The organism is Pseudomonas sp. BSw22131 (assembly GCF_026810445.1).
Taxonomy (GTDB): Bacteria; Pseudomonadota; Gammaproteobacteria; order Pseudomonadales; family Pseudomonadaceae; genus Aquipseudomonas; species Aquipseudomonas huanghezhanensis.
On sequence record NZ_CP113949.1, the window covers coordinates 246,645 to 263,436 of the forward strand.

General features: G+C 54.9%; 11 protein-coding genes and 2 pseudogenes. 6 read left to right on the forward strand and 7 right to left on the reverse strand.

The features are described 5' to 3' along the window. Nucleotides 1-26 precede the first annotated feature (26 nt). On the forward strand, nt 27-1,649 hold the full coding sequence (locus OYW20_RS01055; protein WP_268798895.1) for an acyl-CoA synthetase: 1,623 nt from the start codon (nt 27-29) through the stop codon (nt 1,647-1,649). Between the two features lie 533 nt (nt 1,650-2,182). Here the strand turns inward: OYW20_RS01055 and OYW20_RS01060 are convergent. Together OYW20_RS01060 and OYW20_RS01065 are read right to left on the reverse strand one after the other, a co-directional pair. Further along, on the reverse strand, nt 2,183-2,620 hold the full coding sequence (locus OYW20_RS01060) for a nuclear transport factor 2 family protein (RefSeq protein WP_268798896.1): 438 nt from the start codon (nt 2,618-2,620) through the stop codon (nt 2,183-2,185). Between the two features lie 424 nt (nt 2,621-3,044). After that, nucleotides 3,045-3,470, reverse strand: coding sequence for a winged helix-turn-helix transcriptional regulator (locus tag OYW20_RS01065; RefSeq protein WP_268798897.1), 426 nt, complete (start codon nt 3,468-3,470; stop codon nt 3,045-3,047). 112 nt (nt 3,471-3,582) lie between these two features. On the opposite strand from OYW20_RS01065, the gene OYW20_RS01070 reads away from it, so the two are divergent. After that, complete coding sequence (locus tag OYW20_RS01070) at nt 3,583-4,773, forward strand: MFS transporter (RefSeq protein WP_268798898.1); 1,191 nt, start codon at nt 3,583-3,585, stop codon at nt 4,771-4,773. Nucleotides 4,774-4,898: 125 nt separating this feature from the next. On the opposite strand, the gene OYW20_RS01075 is transcribed toward OYW20_RS01070, so the two are convergent. Beyond that, nucleotides 4,899-5,528 (reverse strand): TetR/AcrR family transcriptional regulator, encoded by a 630-nt coding sequence (locus tag OYW20_RS01075; protein ID WP_268798899.1) that lies wholly within the window; start codon nt 5,526-5,528, stop codon nt 4,899-4,901. 107 nt (nt 5,529-5,635) lie between these two features. Between OYW20_RS01075 and OYW20_RS01080 the strand changes: the two genes are divergently transcribed. Continuing rightward, entirely contained in the window at nt 5,636-6,841 is a 1,206-nt protein-coding gene (locus OYW20_RS01080) for an MFS transporter (protein WP_268798900.1), read from the forward strand. A 278-nt stretch (nt 6,842-7,119) separates the two neighbouring features. After that, nucleotides 7,120-7,749: pseudogene (locus tag OYW20_RS01085) on the forward strand (alpha/beta hydrolase); the annotation flags it as partial. An 83-nt stretch (nt 7,750-7,832) separates the two neighbouring features. On the opposite strand, the pseudogene OYW20_RS01090 reads toward OYW20_RS01085, so the two are convergent. Both OYW20_RS01090 and OYW20_RS01095 read right to left on the reverse strand, forming a co-directional pair. Then, a pseudogene (locus tag OYW20_RS01090) lies at nt 7,833-9,387 on the reverse strand (IS3 family transposase). Between the two features lie 410 nt (nt 9,388-9,797). Next, a complete protein-coding gene (locus tag OYW20_RS01095) occupies nt 9,798-10,664 on the reverse strand; it encodes a hypothetical protein (RefSeq protein WP_268798901.1) in 867 nt (288 codons plus the stop codon). A 500-nt stretch (nt 10,665-11,164) separates the two neighbouring features. On the opposite strand from OYW20_RS01095, the gene OYW20_RS01100 reads away from it, so the two are divergent. Continuing rightward, nucleotides 11,165-12,061: a FitA-like ribbon-helix-helix domain-containing protein gene (locus OYW20_RS01100; RefSeq protein ID WP_268798902.1), complete on the forward strand. Its 897-nt coding sequence runs from the start codon at nt 11,165-11,167 to the stop codon at nt 12,059-12,061. A gap of 160 nt (nt 12,062-12,221) precedes the next feature. Then, nucleotides 12,222-13,421: a hypothetical protein gene (locus tag OYW20_RS01105; protein ID WP_268798903.1), complete on the forward strand. Its 1,200-nt coding sequence runs from the start codon at nt 12,222-12,224 to the stop codon at nt 13,419-13,421. 230 nt (nt 13,422-13,651) lie between these two features. Here OYW20_RS01105 and OYW20_RS01110 read toward each other — a convergent pair whose 3' ends face one another. Together OYW20_RS01110 and OYW20_RS01115 are read right to left on the reverse strand one after the other, a co-directional pair. After that, on the reverse strand, nt 13,652-15,082 hold the full coding sequence (locus tag OYW20_RS01110) for a UvrD-helicase domain-containing protein (protein WP_268798904.1): 1,431 nt from the start codon (nt 15,080-15,082) through the stop codon (nt 13,652-13,654). Further along, nucleotides 15,075-16,781, reverse strand: coding sequence for an ATP-dependent nuclease (locus tag OYW20_RS01115; RefSeq protein WP_268798905.1), 1,707 nt, complete (start codon nt 16,779-16,781; stop codon nt 15,075-15,077). The genes OYW20_RS01110 and OYW20_RS01115 overlap by 8 nt, the downstream gene beginning before the upstream one ends. Nucleotides 16,782-16,792 lie beyond the last annotated feature (11 nt).

The following is a 16,792-nucleotide window of genomic DNA, read 5'->3' on the forward strand; positions in this document are numbered from 1 at the left end:
TGGCCGCTTCCCCACAGGAAAACGTCATGTCGATTTTCGAAACGGGCCTGGCGCCCTCGTCAGTTAACCATATTGCCCTCTCGCCGCTGAGCTTCATCGAGCGTACGGCCTCTGTCTACGGCGAGTATCCGGCGGTGATCCACGGCGCTGTACGGCGCAACTGGCAACAAACCTATGAACGCTGTCGACGCCTGGCAAGCGCGCTCAGTGGGCGAGGTATTGGCAAGGGCGATACGGTGGCGGTCATGCTGCCCAACATCCCGGCGATGCTCGAAGCGCACTTCGGTGTGCCGATGATCGGCGCGGTGCTCAATACCCTGAATATACGCCTGGATGCGCAGGCCATTGCCTTCATGCTGGAACACGGCGAGGCCAAGGTGTTGATCACCGACCGTGAGTTCCACGCGGTGATCCTTGAGGCTTTGAGTGGGCTTTCCAATCCGCCGCTGGTGGTGGATGTGAACGATCCGGAGTACGGCGAAGGCAGTGCCGTCAGCGCACTGGACTACGAAGCGTTCCTCCTTGAAGGCGACCCGCAGTTTGCCTGGCAATGGCCCGAGGACGAGTGGCAAGCCATCTCCCTCAACTACACCTCCGGTACTACCGGCAACCCCAAGGGCGTGATTTATCACCACCGTGGCGCTTACCTCAATTCCTTGGGTAATCAGATGACTTGGGCCATGGGCAACCATCCGGTTTATCTGTGGACCTTACCGATGTTCCACTGCAATGGCTGGTGCTATCCGTGGACCGTCACCGCGTTGGCCGGCACGCATGTGTTCCTGCGTCGGGTCGATCCGCAAAAAATCCTTACACTGATTCACGAGCATCGGGTCAGCCATCTGTGCGGTGCGCCCATCGTCCTCAACGCGCTGGTCAACCTGCCGGATTCGGCCAAGACCGCCATCGATCATCCGGTCAGCGCCATGGTGGCCGGCGCGGCGCCACCGGCCAAGGTGATTGGCGCGGTCGAGGAAATGGGCATCAAGATCACCCACGTTTATGGCCTGACCGAGGTTTACGGTCCGGTGACGGTTTGCGCCTGGCACGCGCAGTGGGATGAACAGCCGCTGAACGAGCGAGCGAAGATCAAGTCACGCCAGGGCGTACGCTACCCGACCCTCGAAGGGCTGATGGTCGCCGACCCGCGAACCCTGGAACCCGTGCCTTGCGACGGCACCAGCCTGGGTGAGATTTTCATGCGCGGTAATACGGTAATGAAGGGCTATCTGAAAAACGCCGAAGCCACGGCCGAAGCCTTCAAGGGCGGCTGGCTTCATACCGGCGACCTGGCGGTTCGACACCCCGACGGCTATGTCGAAATCAAGGATCGCCTCAAGGACATCATCATCTCCGGTGGCGAGAACATTTCCACCATCGAAGTTGAAGACGTCCTCTATCGCCATCCGGCGGTCCTGGAAGCGGCAGTGGTTGCGCGCCCGGATGACAAATGGGGCGAAACACCCTGCGCGTTTATCACGCTTAAAGTCGGGCATGAGGACACGCGAGAGGCTGACGTCATTCAGTTCTGCCGTGAGCATCTGGCGGGTTTTAAGCTGCCCAAAACCGTGGTGTTCGGCGAGCTGCCGAAAACCTCGACGGGCAAGATCCAGAAGTATTTGCTGCGCGATACGGCCAAGGCACTCTGAAAAGAGCGCCCCTTGGAATCACCTGCGTGGATCGTATGTTGCCCATCGCCGGAATCGGCCCACGCCGGTATGGCAACGGAGCAGGGCTGGGGACATGCCGGCTCGGCTCTCAGGGTTCCCCGAGTGTCCGGAACATCCCGCTATCGTTCAGCCGCAATCAGGTGATACTGCTTGTGGACCTTGTCGTGGTCGGGCGGGGGAGGTCGATAATTCGCAGGGTTCATTGGACTGCGTAGCGTCAGGCGCGCCGGCATCCTCTTGCAACAAGGTATCGCAGGCAAAAAAATCGGCGGGTCGGCAATGCTTCTCGAGAGCAGCATTGTCGAGATGGAAGGGATATGTTCTGAAAAAAGGCATCTGTGGCCTCCGGTGCAATCCCGATGGCGGGCTGATAAACAGGGGCGGAAAATCAGCAGTTGATTGAACCGTTCGCCGCAATCCATTCGATTGATTGACGACTGAGGACAGCGATCAACAATCAACGGGCTGCAGCAAAGGGCTTGGGGACCTTTTGGACCCGCAGGTCTGGCTGATTACAGCCGCGCTGCTTTCTGCGGTTCGCCGCCGCCCCAATACAGCCAGGTCCAATCGTCAGCATTGCGCTGAAAGACTCCGGTCGCCACATATTGGACGATCGTTGGCTCTTCGTTTTCAAGCGTGTGGCCGTCGATGCGAATCTGTGCCCAGGCAATGTCTCCGCGCATCCAGGACACCACGAGACGTGGTTCCCAGCGGATGTTCAAGGTGGTCACCCAAGTCACTCCATTCTGCACTGCCTCGGCGCCCATGAAGTACTCGTCCAGGCCGGAGCCGGCGATCGCGACGTCCGGATCGGCGAAGTACTTGGCGACGTCCGAGCCAGTGGTGGAAAACCCCTGCAGAACCTTCTTGATAAACGCATTGAGAGATTCCCGGGTTGCCGGGTCGGTAATCATGGACGGCGACTGGTATCCCGCGAGGCTGTCGATCATAAATACTCCTGATTGCTTGCGCGTTGGGTGGGTTGTCTTCGGTTGAAGATATCTGTCCGTGCGCCAGGCAATTCATACGCGGCGTATGTGTTTATATTATTTGGCATACGCTCCGCATGTCAAGTTGCATGCATGCCGTATGTCCCTGCATAAGCCGCAGCAGGGGAAGGTTGGGAGTGGGGGGGCAACGTGTTCAGAACCAGTGGAGGGTTGGACGCGAACAGTCTTGAAATGACAAAAAAGCATCCAGCAGCTTGAACGTGAACTGCTGTGCTATGCCTTGAGTGCGATCGAACGGCAAGACGCTGGGCAACAGCCCAGCGCACGCCCCTCTACATCGAGGATATTTACAGCCGCAAGGCCATGGGTTGTGAGGTTTACGAAGGCCTTCTGCGCTCAGCTAAGAAATTCAGGACATCGCTGGTCAGTTTTCCTCCGACACTGGCTCGTCGCCAGATGCTTCGATAAGTGCCTGAGCGCTGGCCATATTGGTTTCCAGTTCGTCCAGGGCTTCTTGGTGTTCCTCTCCCCAGCGATAAAGCATTTCCACTGCTTCGGCGAAAGTTTTGCCAAGCGGCGTTAATGCGTATTCCACCTTGGGTGGCACCACGCTATGAACGTGGCGCGTTACCAGTCCTCGCGCCTCCACGTCGCGCAGTGTCTGCACCAGCATTTTCTTGGAAATACCGGGCAACGCCCTCTGTAATTGCCCAGTGCGACAACGTCCACCCGGCCAGCGATCGAGTGCGTGCAGCACGATACTGACCCACTTGACGGCGAATAGGCCCATGACCCTGCGTGGCGCGCAGTTGGCGTCAAACACCAAGTGAATATCATCGATTTTCGGCATTTTATGGTTACCAATTGGTATCTATGTCCCTTGATAGTACCTAATTTCCTATTAGGTTCTATGCCTATAGAGTTCTCTATCAACTTTGCACTTCAATTGAGAGGGACTTTTCATGCCTGCTGCCATTTGGGCTCTGGCCATTGCTACGTTCGGCATTGGTGTCACCGAGTTCGTCATCGTCGGTTTGCTACCCGGGATCGCTGTCGAGTTCGACCTTTCCATACCCGCTGCTGCCTATATGGCGACCAGCTATGCATTGGGGGTTTTTGTAGGGGCGCCGCTGCTGATCATTCTGGGCGCGAGGTTGCCTCAGAAAACCATGTTGGTGTCGCTCATGGGATTCTTCATCGTGGGCAATTTACTGACCGCGATTGCGCCGACCTTTGCCTGGGCCCTGACCGGTCGAGTCGTCACTTCGCTGACCCATGGCGCGTTTATCGGCATCGGCTCGATCCTCGCTTCAGAGCTAGTGGCACCTAACCGACGAACCGGCGCCATTGCCTTCATGTTCAGCGGCCTTACGCTGGCCAATCTGATCGGCACGCCCGCCGGCACCTGGCTGGGGCAGATGGTGTCCTGGCGCGCAACCTTCCTGGCGATCACAGTGATCGGTGTCGTGGCGATGCTAGCCGTGGCATTGCTGGTGCCGAAGGGTAAGCAACACAAGGCTCCCAGTTTGCGTCACGAGTTTTCAGCTTTCATAGACGTACAAGTTTTGCTGGCGATGGGCATTACCGTGCTCGGGCCTGCCGCATTCTTCACAGCAATCACCTACATATCACCCATGATGACGGAGTTGTCGGGCTACACCGACCACGGTGTAACCGGTGTCCTCTTTCTGTTCGGCCTGGGACTGTTCATAGGCAACTTGCTGGGCGGCAAACTGGCCGACCGCGCCTTAATGCCGTTGTTGTACGTGACCTTGGCGGGGCAGGCGCTGGTGCTGTTCGCGTTTTTCTTCGTCGTGGAAAGCCGCGTTGCGTCGGCTTTGTGTGTGTTCCTGATGGCCGGATTCGGCTTTGCCAGTGTGTCGCCGATTCAGCGTCTGGTGATGGACAAGGCGCGTGCCGCTGGGGCGCCCAACCTCGCGGCGTCCGTGAACATTGGGTTGTTCAATCTAGGCAACGCGATCGGCGCCTGGCTGGGCGGTTGGGTGATCGCCCAAGGCTTCGGTTATGCAGCGCCGAATTGGGTAGGCGGGATTCTGTCAACCTGTGCATTGCTGCTGGCGTTGGCTTCAGGCTGGTTCACCGTTGCTCATCTTGCCAAGCGCAAGGGAGGCCTTACGCCTTCTGCGGGTTGAGCAAACAAATAAGCGAACCATCGTTAGTAAAAGCGTGCGTCGAGTCCCGACCAATATTGTTCATGCGCCGGAACCAGCGCTGGACGCTATATTCGGAATTGGTTTCGACATGGTGCAAAGTACGATCAACCAATAGCCGGACGATCGATACATGACGCATCCCATAAAGTCATGATTTGCGTCACGGCATCGTCTATTTGTTTGAGTGGCACACCGTCTCGGGCCAGTACCGAAACTCCCAGAAGAAAGCTGTCAAACACCGTGGCCAATGCCTCGGGCACAACCGTTGGTCGCAGCTCCCCGTATGCGATAGCGCGTTCGACACACGCCACGATCCCTGCACGGTTCAAGGATCTTGCGTCAGCCAGCGGCTGGGAGATGGCTTTGCTTTCATCCGTGCAGGCACTCAGAAGACCCAGCGCCACTAGGCATCCTGTCGGGTGGTCGGGCTCACACTGCATTTTCGCGGAGCGCCGCAGCGTGAGTTCGATCGACTCTCTCGGGGGGAACGTGGTGTCAAACAGGCTATCGGTCACCCGTCCGTGGGTGTTCAGATAACGTTCCATCACTTCATTGAACAGCGCCTGCTTTGAGCCGAATGCAGCGTAGAAGCTGGGTGCGGTGATGCCGCCGCCGATATTTGCCTTGAGCTGGCTGAGTGATGTTGCGTCATAGCCGTGCTCCCAGAACAAATGCATCGCCTGAGTAATCGCCACGCTACGGTCAAAGGTGCGTGGACGTCCCATCTGTGCCATATGAACCTCCTTTTCGATCACTTAAATACTAATCGATATATAAGTCGTTGACTAGATCGCGGTATAGCCCCCATATTATACCGATCGGTATATATGTGAGGTGGCAAATGACTACAGATGAGCGACAGGGCGGAAAGCTTCCGCTTGGGGCCTTACTTGCACTGGCGATGACGGGTTTCATTTGCATTGTCACCGAGACCTTGCCAGCGGGCTTGCTGCCCGAAATTGGCAGTGGCCTGGGTGTCTCTGCGTCTCTGGCCGGACAGATGGTGACTGTCTATGCGTTGGGGTCGTTGCTGGCGGCAATCCCGCTGACCATTGCCACGCAAAGCTGGCGCCGAAGGACGGTACTGCTGCTGACGATTGTCGGCTTCCTGGTATTCAACACCCTCACAGCGCTGTCTTCCGATTACTGGCTGACGCTGATCGCACGGTTTTTCGCCGGGGTTTCAGCGGGGCTGGCCTGGAGCCTTATCACGGGCTATGCACGGCGCATGGTCGCCCCTCATTTGCAGGGGCGCGCATTGGCGGTGGCTATGGTGGGTACGCCCATCGCGTTGTCGTTGGGTGTGCCGATGGGAACCTGGCTGGGTGGATTCATGGGCTGGCGCATGGCCTTTGGGTTGATGTCCGGCATGACCCTGGTGTTGATCGTTTGGGTGCTGATCAAAGTGCCAGATTACCCAGGCCAATCATCCTCACAGCGCATGCCGTTACGTCAGGTGTTTTTCACCCCAGGCGTCCGCTCGGTATTGGCTGTCGTCTTCACCTGGATGCTGGCCCACAACATTCTTTACACCTATGTCGCGCCCTTCGTTTCCAAGGCTGGGCTGAACAGTGACGTCGATTTGGTATTGCTCACATTCGGTGTCGCGGCGCTGGCGAGTATCTGGCTCACGGGCCGACTGGTAGACCGGCACCTGCGGACAACCGTGCTGGCCAGCCTTGCGACATTCGCAGCGGTTTCGATTTTCCTTGGAGTGTTCTCAAGCTCCGCCGCCGCCATTTACGTGGGTGTCTTCATTTGGGGGCTGACCTTTGGTGGCGCGGCCACCCTGCTGCAAACAGCACTCGCCGACGCCGCAGGTAAGGGCTCTGACGTTGCGCTCTCCATGAACGTAGTGGTCTGGAACAGCGCTATTGCCGGCGGTGGACTGCTGGGTGGCGTGTTACTCGGCCAATGGGGAACGAGTGCATTTGCTGGCGTGTTGCTGGCGTTGCTATTGATCAGCCTGGCCATTGCATTTCGGGCACGGGCGCATGGTTTTCCCCAAGGTCAACGGCACACCACCCAGGAGATCCACGGTCATTGATCTGGGGATAGCACGCCTTCGCATAGTCGTAATTTTCAGCCATAACTCGATGGAGAAATAAAATGAAAAAGCGCATTAGATTGGCCCTCGCCGCAGTCGCAATCACCCTGGCTTTACCATGCGTGGCTCAAGCGGCAGAGTTTCCTGTTCCAGCGGGATTCAAGAGTGAATTCAAAACCGTAGACGGCGTCAGGCTCCACTATGTGAAGGGCGGTTCCGGGCCTTTGGTTTACCTGGTCCACGGATTTGGTCAAGCCTGGTATGAGTGGCACAGCTTGATGCCCGAACTTGCGAAGACTCACACCGTCGTTGCGGTGGATTTACCGGGCCTGGGCGAGTCGGAACCGCCCAAGACCAGTTACACCGGCACTGACGTCTCGAAATATCTGTTCGCCCTAGCGACACAGCTAAGCGGCAACCAGCCGTTTGACTTGGTTGCGCATGACATCGGTATCTGGAACACCTATCCCATGGCAGTAACCCACCAAAGCCAGATAAAGAAACTGGTCTACATGGAGGCACCGATTCCCGACAAGCGCATCTACGATTTCCCGGCATTCTCACCACAGGGTGAGTCACTGGTCTGGCATTTTAGCTTCTTCGCCACTGGCGACCAGTTGGCCGAAAAGTTGATCACAGGGCATGAAAAGCTGTTCCTCTCGCACTTCATCAAAGAACACGCGACCAACAAGGATGTCTTCACGCCTGAGCTGCTCGATCTGTACGCCAAGTCATACGCCAAGCCCAGTACGCTGAACGCGTCGTTCGAATACTACCGAGCGCTTAACCAATCGGTCGCTGAAAACGTCGAGCTGTCAAAGACTCCACTGAACATGCCTGTGCTGGCAATCGGCGGTGGAGGGCACGGTGGAATGGGGCAGTTTCAAGTGGATCAAATGAAAGAGTACGCGACCAATGTAGAAGGCCAAGTCTTGCCTAATTGTGGGCACTGGTCGGCGTTTTTCAAGGTAGTTGTCGCGTCACCGTCTAACTATGCTGCTCTTTTCTCGACCTGTTGCTCTCGATCCGGATTCAGCAGCACGGTGCCAATCGGCTTCCAGTTACGCGTCCGACCTGACCAACGCTCCGGTTTGTTTTCCTTCGCTCGTTCGTACAGCTCATGTCGCTGGGCCAAGACCTGATGATCCAGTCCTCGATGCCGCTCAGCCGGTGTGACGAACCGGATGCGGCTATGTCGGTGCTCGTTGTTGTACCAGCGCATAAAACCCCTCACCCAAGCCCGAGCAGCATCCAAACTGGCAAAACCATCCTGCGGCCATTGCGGGCAGTATTTCAGGGTTCTAAACAGCGACTCCGAGTACGGATTGTCGTTGCTGACACGCGGTCGGCCACGTGACGGGTGATGCCCAGGTCGTACATTTTGCTCAGCAGTGTCACCGACTTCATCGGTGCACCGTTGTCCGAGTGCAGCACCAGCGGTTCGCGTAAACACTGCTCGCCTATCACGCTGCGTTGCAGCAGTGCGGCGGCTTTCTCGCCGCTCTCCACGTCGTAGACCTCCCAGCCCACGGCCTTGCGGCTGTAAATATCCTCGATCAGATAGAGGTAGTAATACTTGCCGCGTACCGGCGACGGCAGATACGTGATGTCCCACGACCACACCTGATTGGGTGCGTTGGCTGCGTGTGTTGTCGGTGCTGCGTGTCTTCTGGGCCGCAGGCTACGGCCTCGATGTTGCTGCTGGCCCGCTGCGCGCAAGACGCGATAAAACGTCGACTCCGACGCCAGATAACAGGCTTGGTCGGCCAGTCGCGGCACGATCTGGCTTGGCGGCAAGTGGGCATACTGCGGGCTGTTACACAGCGTCACAATGGCCTGTCGCTCTGCCTCGGTCAGCGCATTTCGTGGCGTTGGCCGTGTGACCGTCGTACGGGCGTCGGTCTGGATAGCGTCTGTTTGAGTCCACCGTTGCAAGGTGCGCAGCGACAGACCAACTTCCCGACAGGCCCTGATTTTTCTGGCTCCCGCCGCGACCGCTTCGCCCAGCCAGGCCACGAGTAACTGCCGCTCTGGCAGAGACGTTAGTTGGCCTCGTCGTCGGTCGTTCCCCAGTAGTCGTTGAGCTTTTTTCGCAGCACCAATAACGCGGCTGTTTCAGCGAGCGCCTTGTCTTTGCGGCGCAGTTCGCGCTCAAGTTCCTGGATGCGTTTCTTGTCTTTGCGCGCCTGGTCTCGTTCTTCTTTTTGCAGGGCCTTTTCCGATTTCTGGCCGGTGATGAAGGCTTGTCGCCAGGCCGTGATTTGCTCGGGGTAAAGGCCTTTGCGGCGGCAGTATTCACCCAGGTCGATCTCGGACAAACCGGCGGCTTCAAGCACGACAGCAAACTTGGTTTCGGCTGACCAGTTCTCGGTCAACGGCTTGTTTTCGGACACTGCACTTCCTTCAGAACTGAGCTGTTTGCGCCAGTTGGACAAAGACATTTCGCTGACCCCTTCGCGCCGGGAAACCTCGGCCATCGACAGGTTCAGCGGGTGAAGCAGCATCTTGAGTAATGCGGCTCTGCGTTCAGGTGAATAGTACGGCACGACCAGTCTCTTTCCGCCCCCGATATACTTTTTTAGGAAAAACCGGAGAGGCGACAACTATCCTGACACCGGGGGTGGTTGCCGGAGGAATGCTCCGCTGAATTGAATCCTCTGGTGGTCAAATTCTTGAATAACTGACGGATATTCTTGATGTGTGAGGTGGCTGCTATTTGAAACGCGGCGGCCACCGATGTGAGCTGAGTCCGGGATTTCGCCAATGTCGGCTTTTGGTCGCTTTCAGTTGGTCGCCACAGTCAGAAAACGGCCAATTCCTGACTCTCAAGACTGAACGAAATCCACAACCCATTGCAGTCATTCGCGAAAAATAGCAATCGACCAGAAGCGGACTTACAGAACATGGCCGATTGTTGATGGTTGCCATTGCCTGGGCCCGCTTGGAGATTCACGACCTAGTCACTGTCCGCATCAATGCACGCGCTTGTGATATCGGCAACATCCAGTAGGGATAGGCCAAGCGCCTTGTTGTGCGGTGCGAGCATTGCCCAGGCCTCGGCACCATTCATGTGCGGAATATGTTCGACGACACTTAGCTCGTGGCCTCTTTCATCGCACTTGGCGATTGCGTATGCAAAGCCGTTTTGTCTGCTGTTTACCAGGCAGAAGGCCTGGCGCAGTTCGGGTGTGCGGCCAGTTATGGATTCAATGAAGGTGTTGTAGAGCGGCATCGATACCGCTCCGGTGAAGTTCGTGGCCTGTAGGGAGGCTGGGTGAAGGGTAATTGACCAGACAGTGACCGTGAATGCACCTTGGCCCTGAGCGTTGGCAAAAGTCATCACGGTAGGAGTGTGATTGCCGTTGCCGTAGTCGGGCTCGTGAGGAGCAAATGCCACTTTCTGCTCCAGGAGACGGCCGGGGAACGGAGCGAACAGGTAAGACCAGTGTCGTGGTTTCACATACCCTACCGGATCAGGTCTTGAGTAGTGTGAGACGGTGAGGCTTGTCGGATTGAAGGATTGGTTGATCAGGTAATCGCGAATCTTCTCGGGCAAGCGCCATGGCGCGTCGCTGCCGACGCTCAAGAACGACTTCGGTACTACTGACGGTATCTCAAGTAAGGCAAAAGCAACATGCGTAGTCTCGTGTGGGTGCGCAGGCAGCATTGCGCATGCCCCATTCCAATCATGGAAACCGAGAAGTTGGCTGAGCATTTCTCGCTGAGAGGCGAGCTTGCTGACGCAGCCGAGAGATTTGGATGTGGAGTGAAGAATCTGCGATAGCAGTTTTACATCGTGCGAGGAGAGCGCGGGTATCGACATACGAGGCACCAGATTAGCGATCCATGTGCATCTGGTTCCCCCGGTTACAGACACTAGATCAAGCTGATGTAGGGCCATGCATGAATTTGTCGCGCCTCCGCAAGCGGAGGAGGAGAAAGCATTTACCGTGCACGTATGTGCGATAGGGGAGGCAGGAGCTTTCAAAACCGTCGTGAGGATATGGCCTATTCGAACTCGCTGCAATGGCCTCGAGAATCGGGAGCGAGTTTATGTTCCCTGGTCTGAAGGTCAGCTTCTGGCCGCTCTCTGCCGATCGTCACAACGGCGTGTGCTGGTCCAGTCGAAAGCAAACGGTTCGTCAGCACGGATGCAAATGGCTGGTCAGTGGCAATGCAAATGAGTGGTCAAGTCCATGCAATTATCGACTTAGTAAGGTGATTATCCAGATCAAACCGTAATAGGTAGCACTTGCTGTCATTTTGTCGCTATTATGCCGCCACGCCTGCAAAATGCCCTCAAAATGACAGCGAGTATCGTCCATGGCCAGATTAAGCGTTCGCGACTTTCCTGATAACTTGCACCAACTGCTGCTCCAGTCAGCTGCCAGGCATGAACGCTCGCTAGAGGGGGAAACCCGGTTTGGTTTGGCGCGCTACCTTGAATCTCTCAAAGCACCCAAACCTGAGGCGGCGTCCTTGTGTGAATCCTGGCAGCGCTCTACAGGCCAGCGCTTGCTAGCGCTATTTGCGCGCTTGCGCGAAGACAACGTTTTTTCTTGGGGCGAGCGCAGCGATTTGCCTCACTTGGCCTTGGCCTTGGGGGAACCGTCGCCGGCAACGCTGATGAACTGCGTCGACGGTCGTGAAGCGTTGCCATTTGATCTGGCCATACGTATTGCCGACCGCTATGGGTGCAACCTGGAGTGGCTTATCAACGGCTCTAGCTCTATGTTCCCTTACCCAGAAATTGGCGGTGACTATCGCGAGTTTTTCGAGCCAGCTATCAGAGGCACCGGTATCAGTATCAAGCTGGTCCGGCTCTGCATCTCTGAGGATGCCGAAGGTAATCCAGGCCGACATGACGGTACCTTGCTGATGTTCAGATGCAAGGACGACAAACTAAGCATTGCCGCGGGGTATAGCGGTCGCTTTTATCTCAATGGCCATATGGGTGGTGGTGGCCATAGTTGCCTAGAAGGTTTCGTCAAATTTCTCAATGAGAGTAAAAACTTGCAATTCAGCGAATACAACTGCACGGCGCCGATTGACGAATCTGCGATGTGGGACCACCACCCCAACTACTACCTTGATCTCAAGCATTGCAGTCAGGCGTCTTGGCTATACCCACTGCGCGCTGGTAGATCGCCTTCCAGCATTGACTGGACGCAGCAGCACACCTATATGACTCCAAAGCAAAGTGAGCAGCTACTTTCATAAGCAAGGCTCAGCTGCTGGGCACTGGCATGGCCTTTAACCTCCGGCTGAATGCGCCAGTTAGGAATGAGGCATGTCTTGGGAATAATAGGGAGCCAAGATGAATCTTTGTGAGTGTTTTAGGTGTATCACCTGCGGGACTGAAATCGACTGTCGGATAGGGATGTCAAATCGTGACGTCCAACCCTTCCAGTTCGCCTGCCCCAAATGTGAGGAAAGGATTTCATTTGTATTCGGGCAAGCTGACGCCGAACTGCAGGGGGCTGAGAAGGTCGAGGGTTTTGAGGCTCCATTCAAGGGTGAAAAGCCTTTCGTAGACCTCCACCTAGATTTTCCTGTCTATGTTGGGAAGTACAAGATGGGGATGACTACGTTTCTTCGTGTGACTCAAGAGCTCGGTATGGGAGCGTACTCACATCTTAATCAGCGACTGCATATGCTGAATTACCTCCATCCAGTTCAACGAGATCTGTTCAGCCTCATTACCCAGTACAAAAGAGGTGATCTTGATAATTTTGAAAAAGTTTGTGCAAGGATTCCAGGAGTAACTTTAACATCCAGAAATAAGCAAGATGTTTTGGCAGCACTGTATTCTGCGACTTCAATAATGTCCTCGCCATTTACAATACATGAGCATAACGCTGAGATCAGTGATGTGGCTCCTAAAATTTATTACTGGCTACTTGACAATCACCGCGACAAAACCATTGAGTTCATCGACAGTATTTTGAGCAATGGCTTCCTTAAGAATTTACACAACGATTGCCTGTCTTTATATCCAAAATTAGTTTCGATGGACCTCGCGTTTCGGCCCGCCCTCTTCTATGACTACGCAGATACAGAAGAGTTGGGTGATATTCCAGCCAGGATGTCGACTGCAGACTTTGAAACTTGCAATAACTTTTACAAAGACCTTGCTGAAGTATTCTCACGTCAAATAACACTTATTGCTGGTATTAACAATCTACTGAAACGTGGTGACTGCAACCAGTTCGAACCATCTTTAAAGCAAACCAAAAAGGGTACTAGGCCCGGGCTGGAAAGCCTTGACGCCTTTGCCAACGTCGACCTGGGCAACAAAATCGATTTTATAGACAAATCATTTTATGCAATAGACCTTGATGCCATCGATAACAAACTTAGGAATGCGATCGCTCACTACAAGTATGACTACAAGGAATCAAGTCAACGCATCACGTATTATCCGAGCAAGGAAGGCATGAGCCGGGAGAAGTGCTATGAAATCCAATTCATGAGTTTCATTAGAAAGTCACTGCTCCTATTCAGAGAGGTTCATAATGTGAACCACATTATTAAGGCGACGCTTTTTCTATGTGTCTTGGTATTGAAAAAGGACATATAAAAGGCAGGAGGTTATTTCGCATTACTGGCGAGAGTATAGTTCACTGTCGTAAGGGGTAGGTCGTGGGTAGCCGTCTCGTGCTACGCCCACGCCATATGACGCGAAACTGGCCCTGATCGAACCGATGAGGGCTGGCCCACGAAACTCACGAATGCACCTCCAACCAAGCGTGGCTTGGTTGGCCCCTTTTCGATTCCCTCAACAACTACCGGATTGCCCTTAGCCATACCTTATGCCGGCAAGTGTCGAACTGTCCCGATGATGGTGAGAGATTTCGCTCCTCGGGTCATCGCGACGTACAAATCCTTCGCATCAAGCGAGTCGGCATCAAGAATGACGGCGTGGTCATACTCAAGGCCTTTAACCAGCAACGTAGTACCAATCAGCTTGCGGTGGTTGATCGGTCGGCCCGAATGCCTCATCTCACGCTGATAAAGAATGCCAGCCTCAACGAGCGTCGTGGCTTGACCATCAATATGAATCTTGAGCACGTTTAAGAAACGATAGAGTAAGTCACGGCGATAGGCTGATGTTTCGGGGTTGCTCTTCAATGTTTCGAAGAAGGCCTTAAGATGGCTGCTGGACGGGTCAGTCAGATAGTCATTTGCAGCTTGAAGGACCAAAGGGTATTTAGTGGTCCTGCGCAGCTTGGTTACTTCGCCTCGTCTGGTTCCGGCCGTCAACGCACTGGGTACACCAGTGAGACATTTCATCGCAAATTTCACTACAAGGAGAAACCCCGCCTGAACAGTCTTGACGGCAACAAGCTTTTTGATAAACGAATGCAGATCTTTACCTTCGATTTCCTCGATTGAGGAAAAACGTCCGGCCATGGTTTTCGCCAAGAGATGCGTTTTGTTCTTGGACTGCTGATCGCCACCGTGCAGGGCGATGACGCTCTCATTATGGTTCAACAGCCCACAGAGCGCTGAGTACTGTTTAGCTGCGAGATAGTCGGGCTGGGTGTATGCACGAATTACGCTCGGTGGCAGATGGGCTGACAGATCAATCTTTTGGCCTAGCTCGATCTTCCGCCTCACATTTTTGAGCCATTCGCCAAGTTCCGGACTCTTCGCCTTGACCCACCGCCAAGGGACCTCCAGCTGTCCCAAGCAATCAAATTTGGGGTAAACGCTGACTTCCCAATCAACGGGCTTGCCATCGTCAAAATCAAATATGGATTGGAGGGGGTCTCCCAACAGTCGGCTTGGAAGAAATTCTGCCAGGTTGCAGACGAGATCATGTTGTACGTCTGAGCAGTCCTGGTACTCGTCGACGTAGAGACCTATGTAGCTGGACGACACGGCCTTACGAATGAACCTCTTCCCCAGCAAACGGGAGCAGCACTCGTACAACTTACTCCACTGCTTGCTAGTCGGGTTTTCAATTTTCCACCCCGATGCCTTCGGGTACGCTAGACAGAGTCGAAGTGCCCAGCTAGCGATCGTATCGACCTGGTACTGGGAAGCACGAACGCTCAAGCTCGCCATTTTGGTTTTGATTGAATTCACGCCGGCAAAAGTGTGCGTCAGGATAAGCTGCCGGCCACTGGACGCTCGCACCGCCATTGCGATGAGATGAGTCTTTCCAAACCCCGCTGGCGCGATTACATAGCCCTTAGAGGTACAGTCGTTGAGCTTGATTGCGAGGTCTTCAGACACGCTCCGCCCACTCCCAAAGCTTTCCCATCTTTACGGCGAGATTTGTTCTCCCGAACACGGGATCATTGAAAGCTCCACCCACAACCTTGAACCAAAGGTCGCCTCTAGTGGTGTCCTTGAACCACCCCGCGCTCTTTGCTGCAGCACCGATAGCAGTTCGTAACTTGGGACTATCCGGCCACTCGCGGATGTCTGGGTCCAACACGTCCTGATACTTCGACCGCACTTGATCGTATAACGGGTAGAAGAGTTCGACCTGGGCAAGCGTCAAACTAGCAAGTACGTAAGCCCAGGGCAGATCCACAAACGCCCGTTCCTCAAGCGAAAATTTGTCGCTCCAGACGTAGGTCGGGATTCCCATCGCCACAAGACCAGCAGCATCAGCGGTTGAGAACTGTTTCTCGGCATCACCATCAGCTAGCACCGACACGTCATAGCCAAGCTTTTTGAAGGCAATGGCCATGTCCTTAACTTTACTGGCCCCTTTGGCGTCCAACAACGCCACACCGTGATACGACAATGGATCTTTCCCATTCTCGAGCTGGTGATCGTCAAAGCCCCTGAGGAAGCCCACCTCGGTAGCGCCCTCACATACGACGACCTTTTTGGCCAGAAACGCTTCAGCGCTTGAGCGAATCTTCCCCTGAACCTCATGTTCTTCGAGGCCCTTCTCGGCAGCGGAGACGATCGTCACGACCCCGCCCTTGCTGTGAACGATATGAAGGTCCTGCACCGTGAGTTCGCGGAGCACCATGGGCGAATGAGTGGTTAGGAAATACTGCCCGCGTTTGTCCTCTCTTATGTGCTTGATGAGACGCGTAATGCGATGGGGCTCGAGGCCGAACTCCAACTCATCGAACAAGGTGATATGGCCTTCCTCCAGACCCGCTTTCTGGATTCCACACTGAAGCATGCGACGAGATCCCAGACCTAACTGGCGCAACGGGATTTCGCCGTCATGCAGGGAAAGACCGCCGACTTTCAGGTTGATGGACGCCAAGTCGAGATGGGCCTTATAGGCATCAAGTACAGGGACACCTAGGATCTTCGCAATCTCTTGCGATTTGGTTGCTGCAGTGTCGAAGTTTGTCAGGGTGACAGCCCGGTCGACATCGAGCGAACTCCTGGCGGTCCTCGATGCATTGGCCAATAGCTCGCTCAAGCTCTGCGCCGCAGTAAGCTTGGCAAGAGCAGTTCCGTTTGCCCAGGAAAGCTCTCGTTCGCTGAATACGCCGATGAGGCCAACCCCGACCTTGTTTCTGTCTGCCTGTTTAAAGGGCACCCCGTCCGGGTTGCGATCGCACACCACTGCCCATTTCGGCTCCAAGTCCTTCTCAACGGTTAGCCGGGCGGTCAATACGCTTTCCAGATGATCATCTGGCTCATCAAGCAGCTTCTGAGCTACCGCATCCCAGCCCCGAAGGTACAGCCCATACTTATTAAGTGCGGAGAAGTCTGCGGCTAAATGCCCAATCGTGATCTCAATGATGATGGGATCAGCGATTTTGCACTGGTAAAAATCTGAGTCGCTCAGGGCCAGATTCCACTGGGGATGGAATGTGTAACGGATGGCTTCCAAAATTGTGGACTTGGAGGAGTCTCCTTTCCCTATGAGACAAAAAATGTCAGCAGCTGGCACGTTCCAATCAAGCGTTTTCACTCCACGAAAGTTCTTGATCACGATCTTTCTGATTTTCACCGGCCAGCATC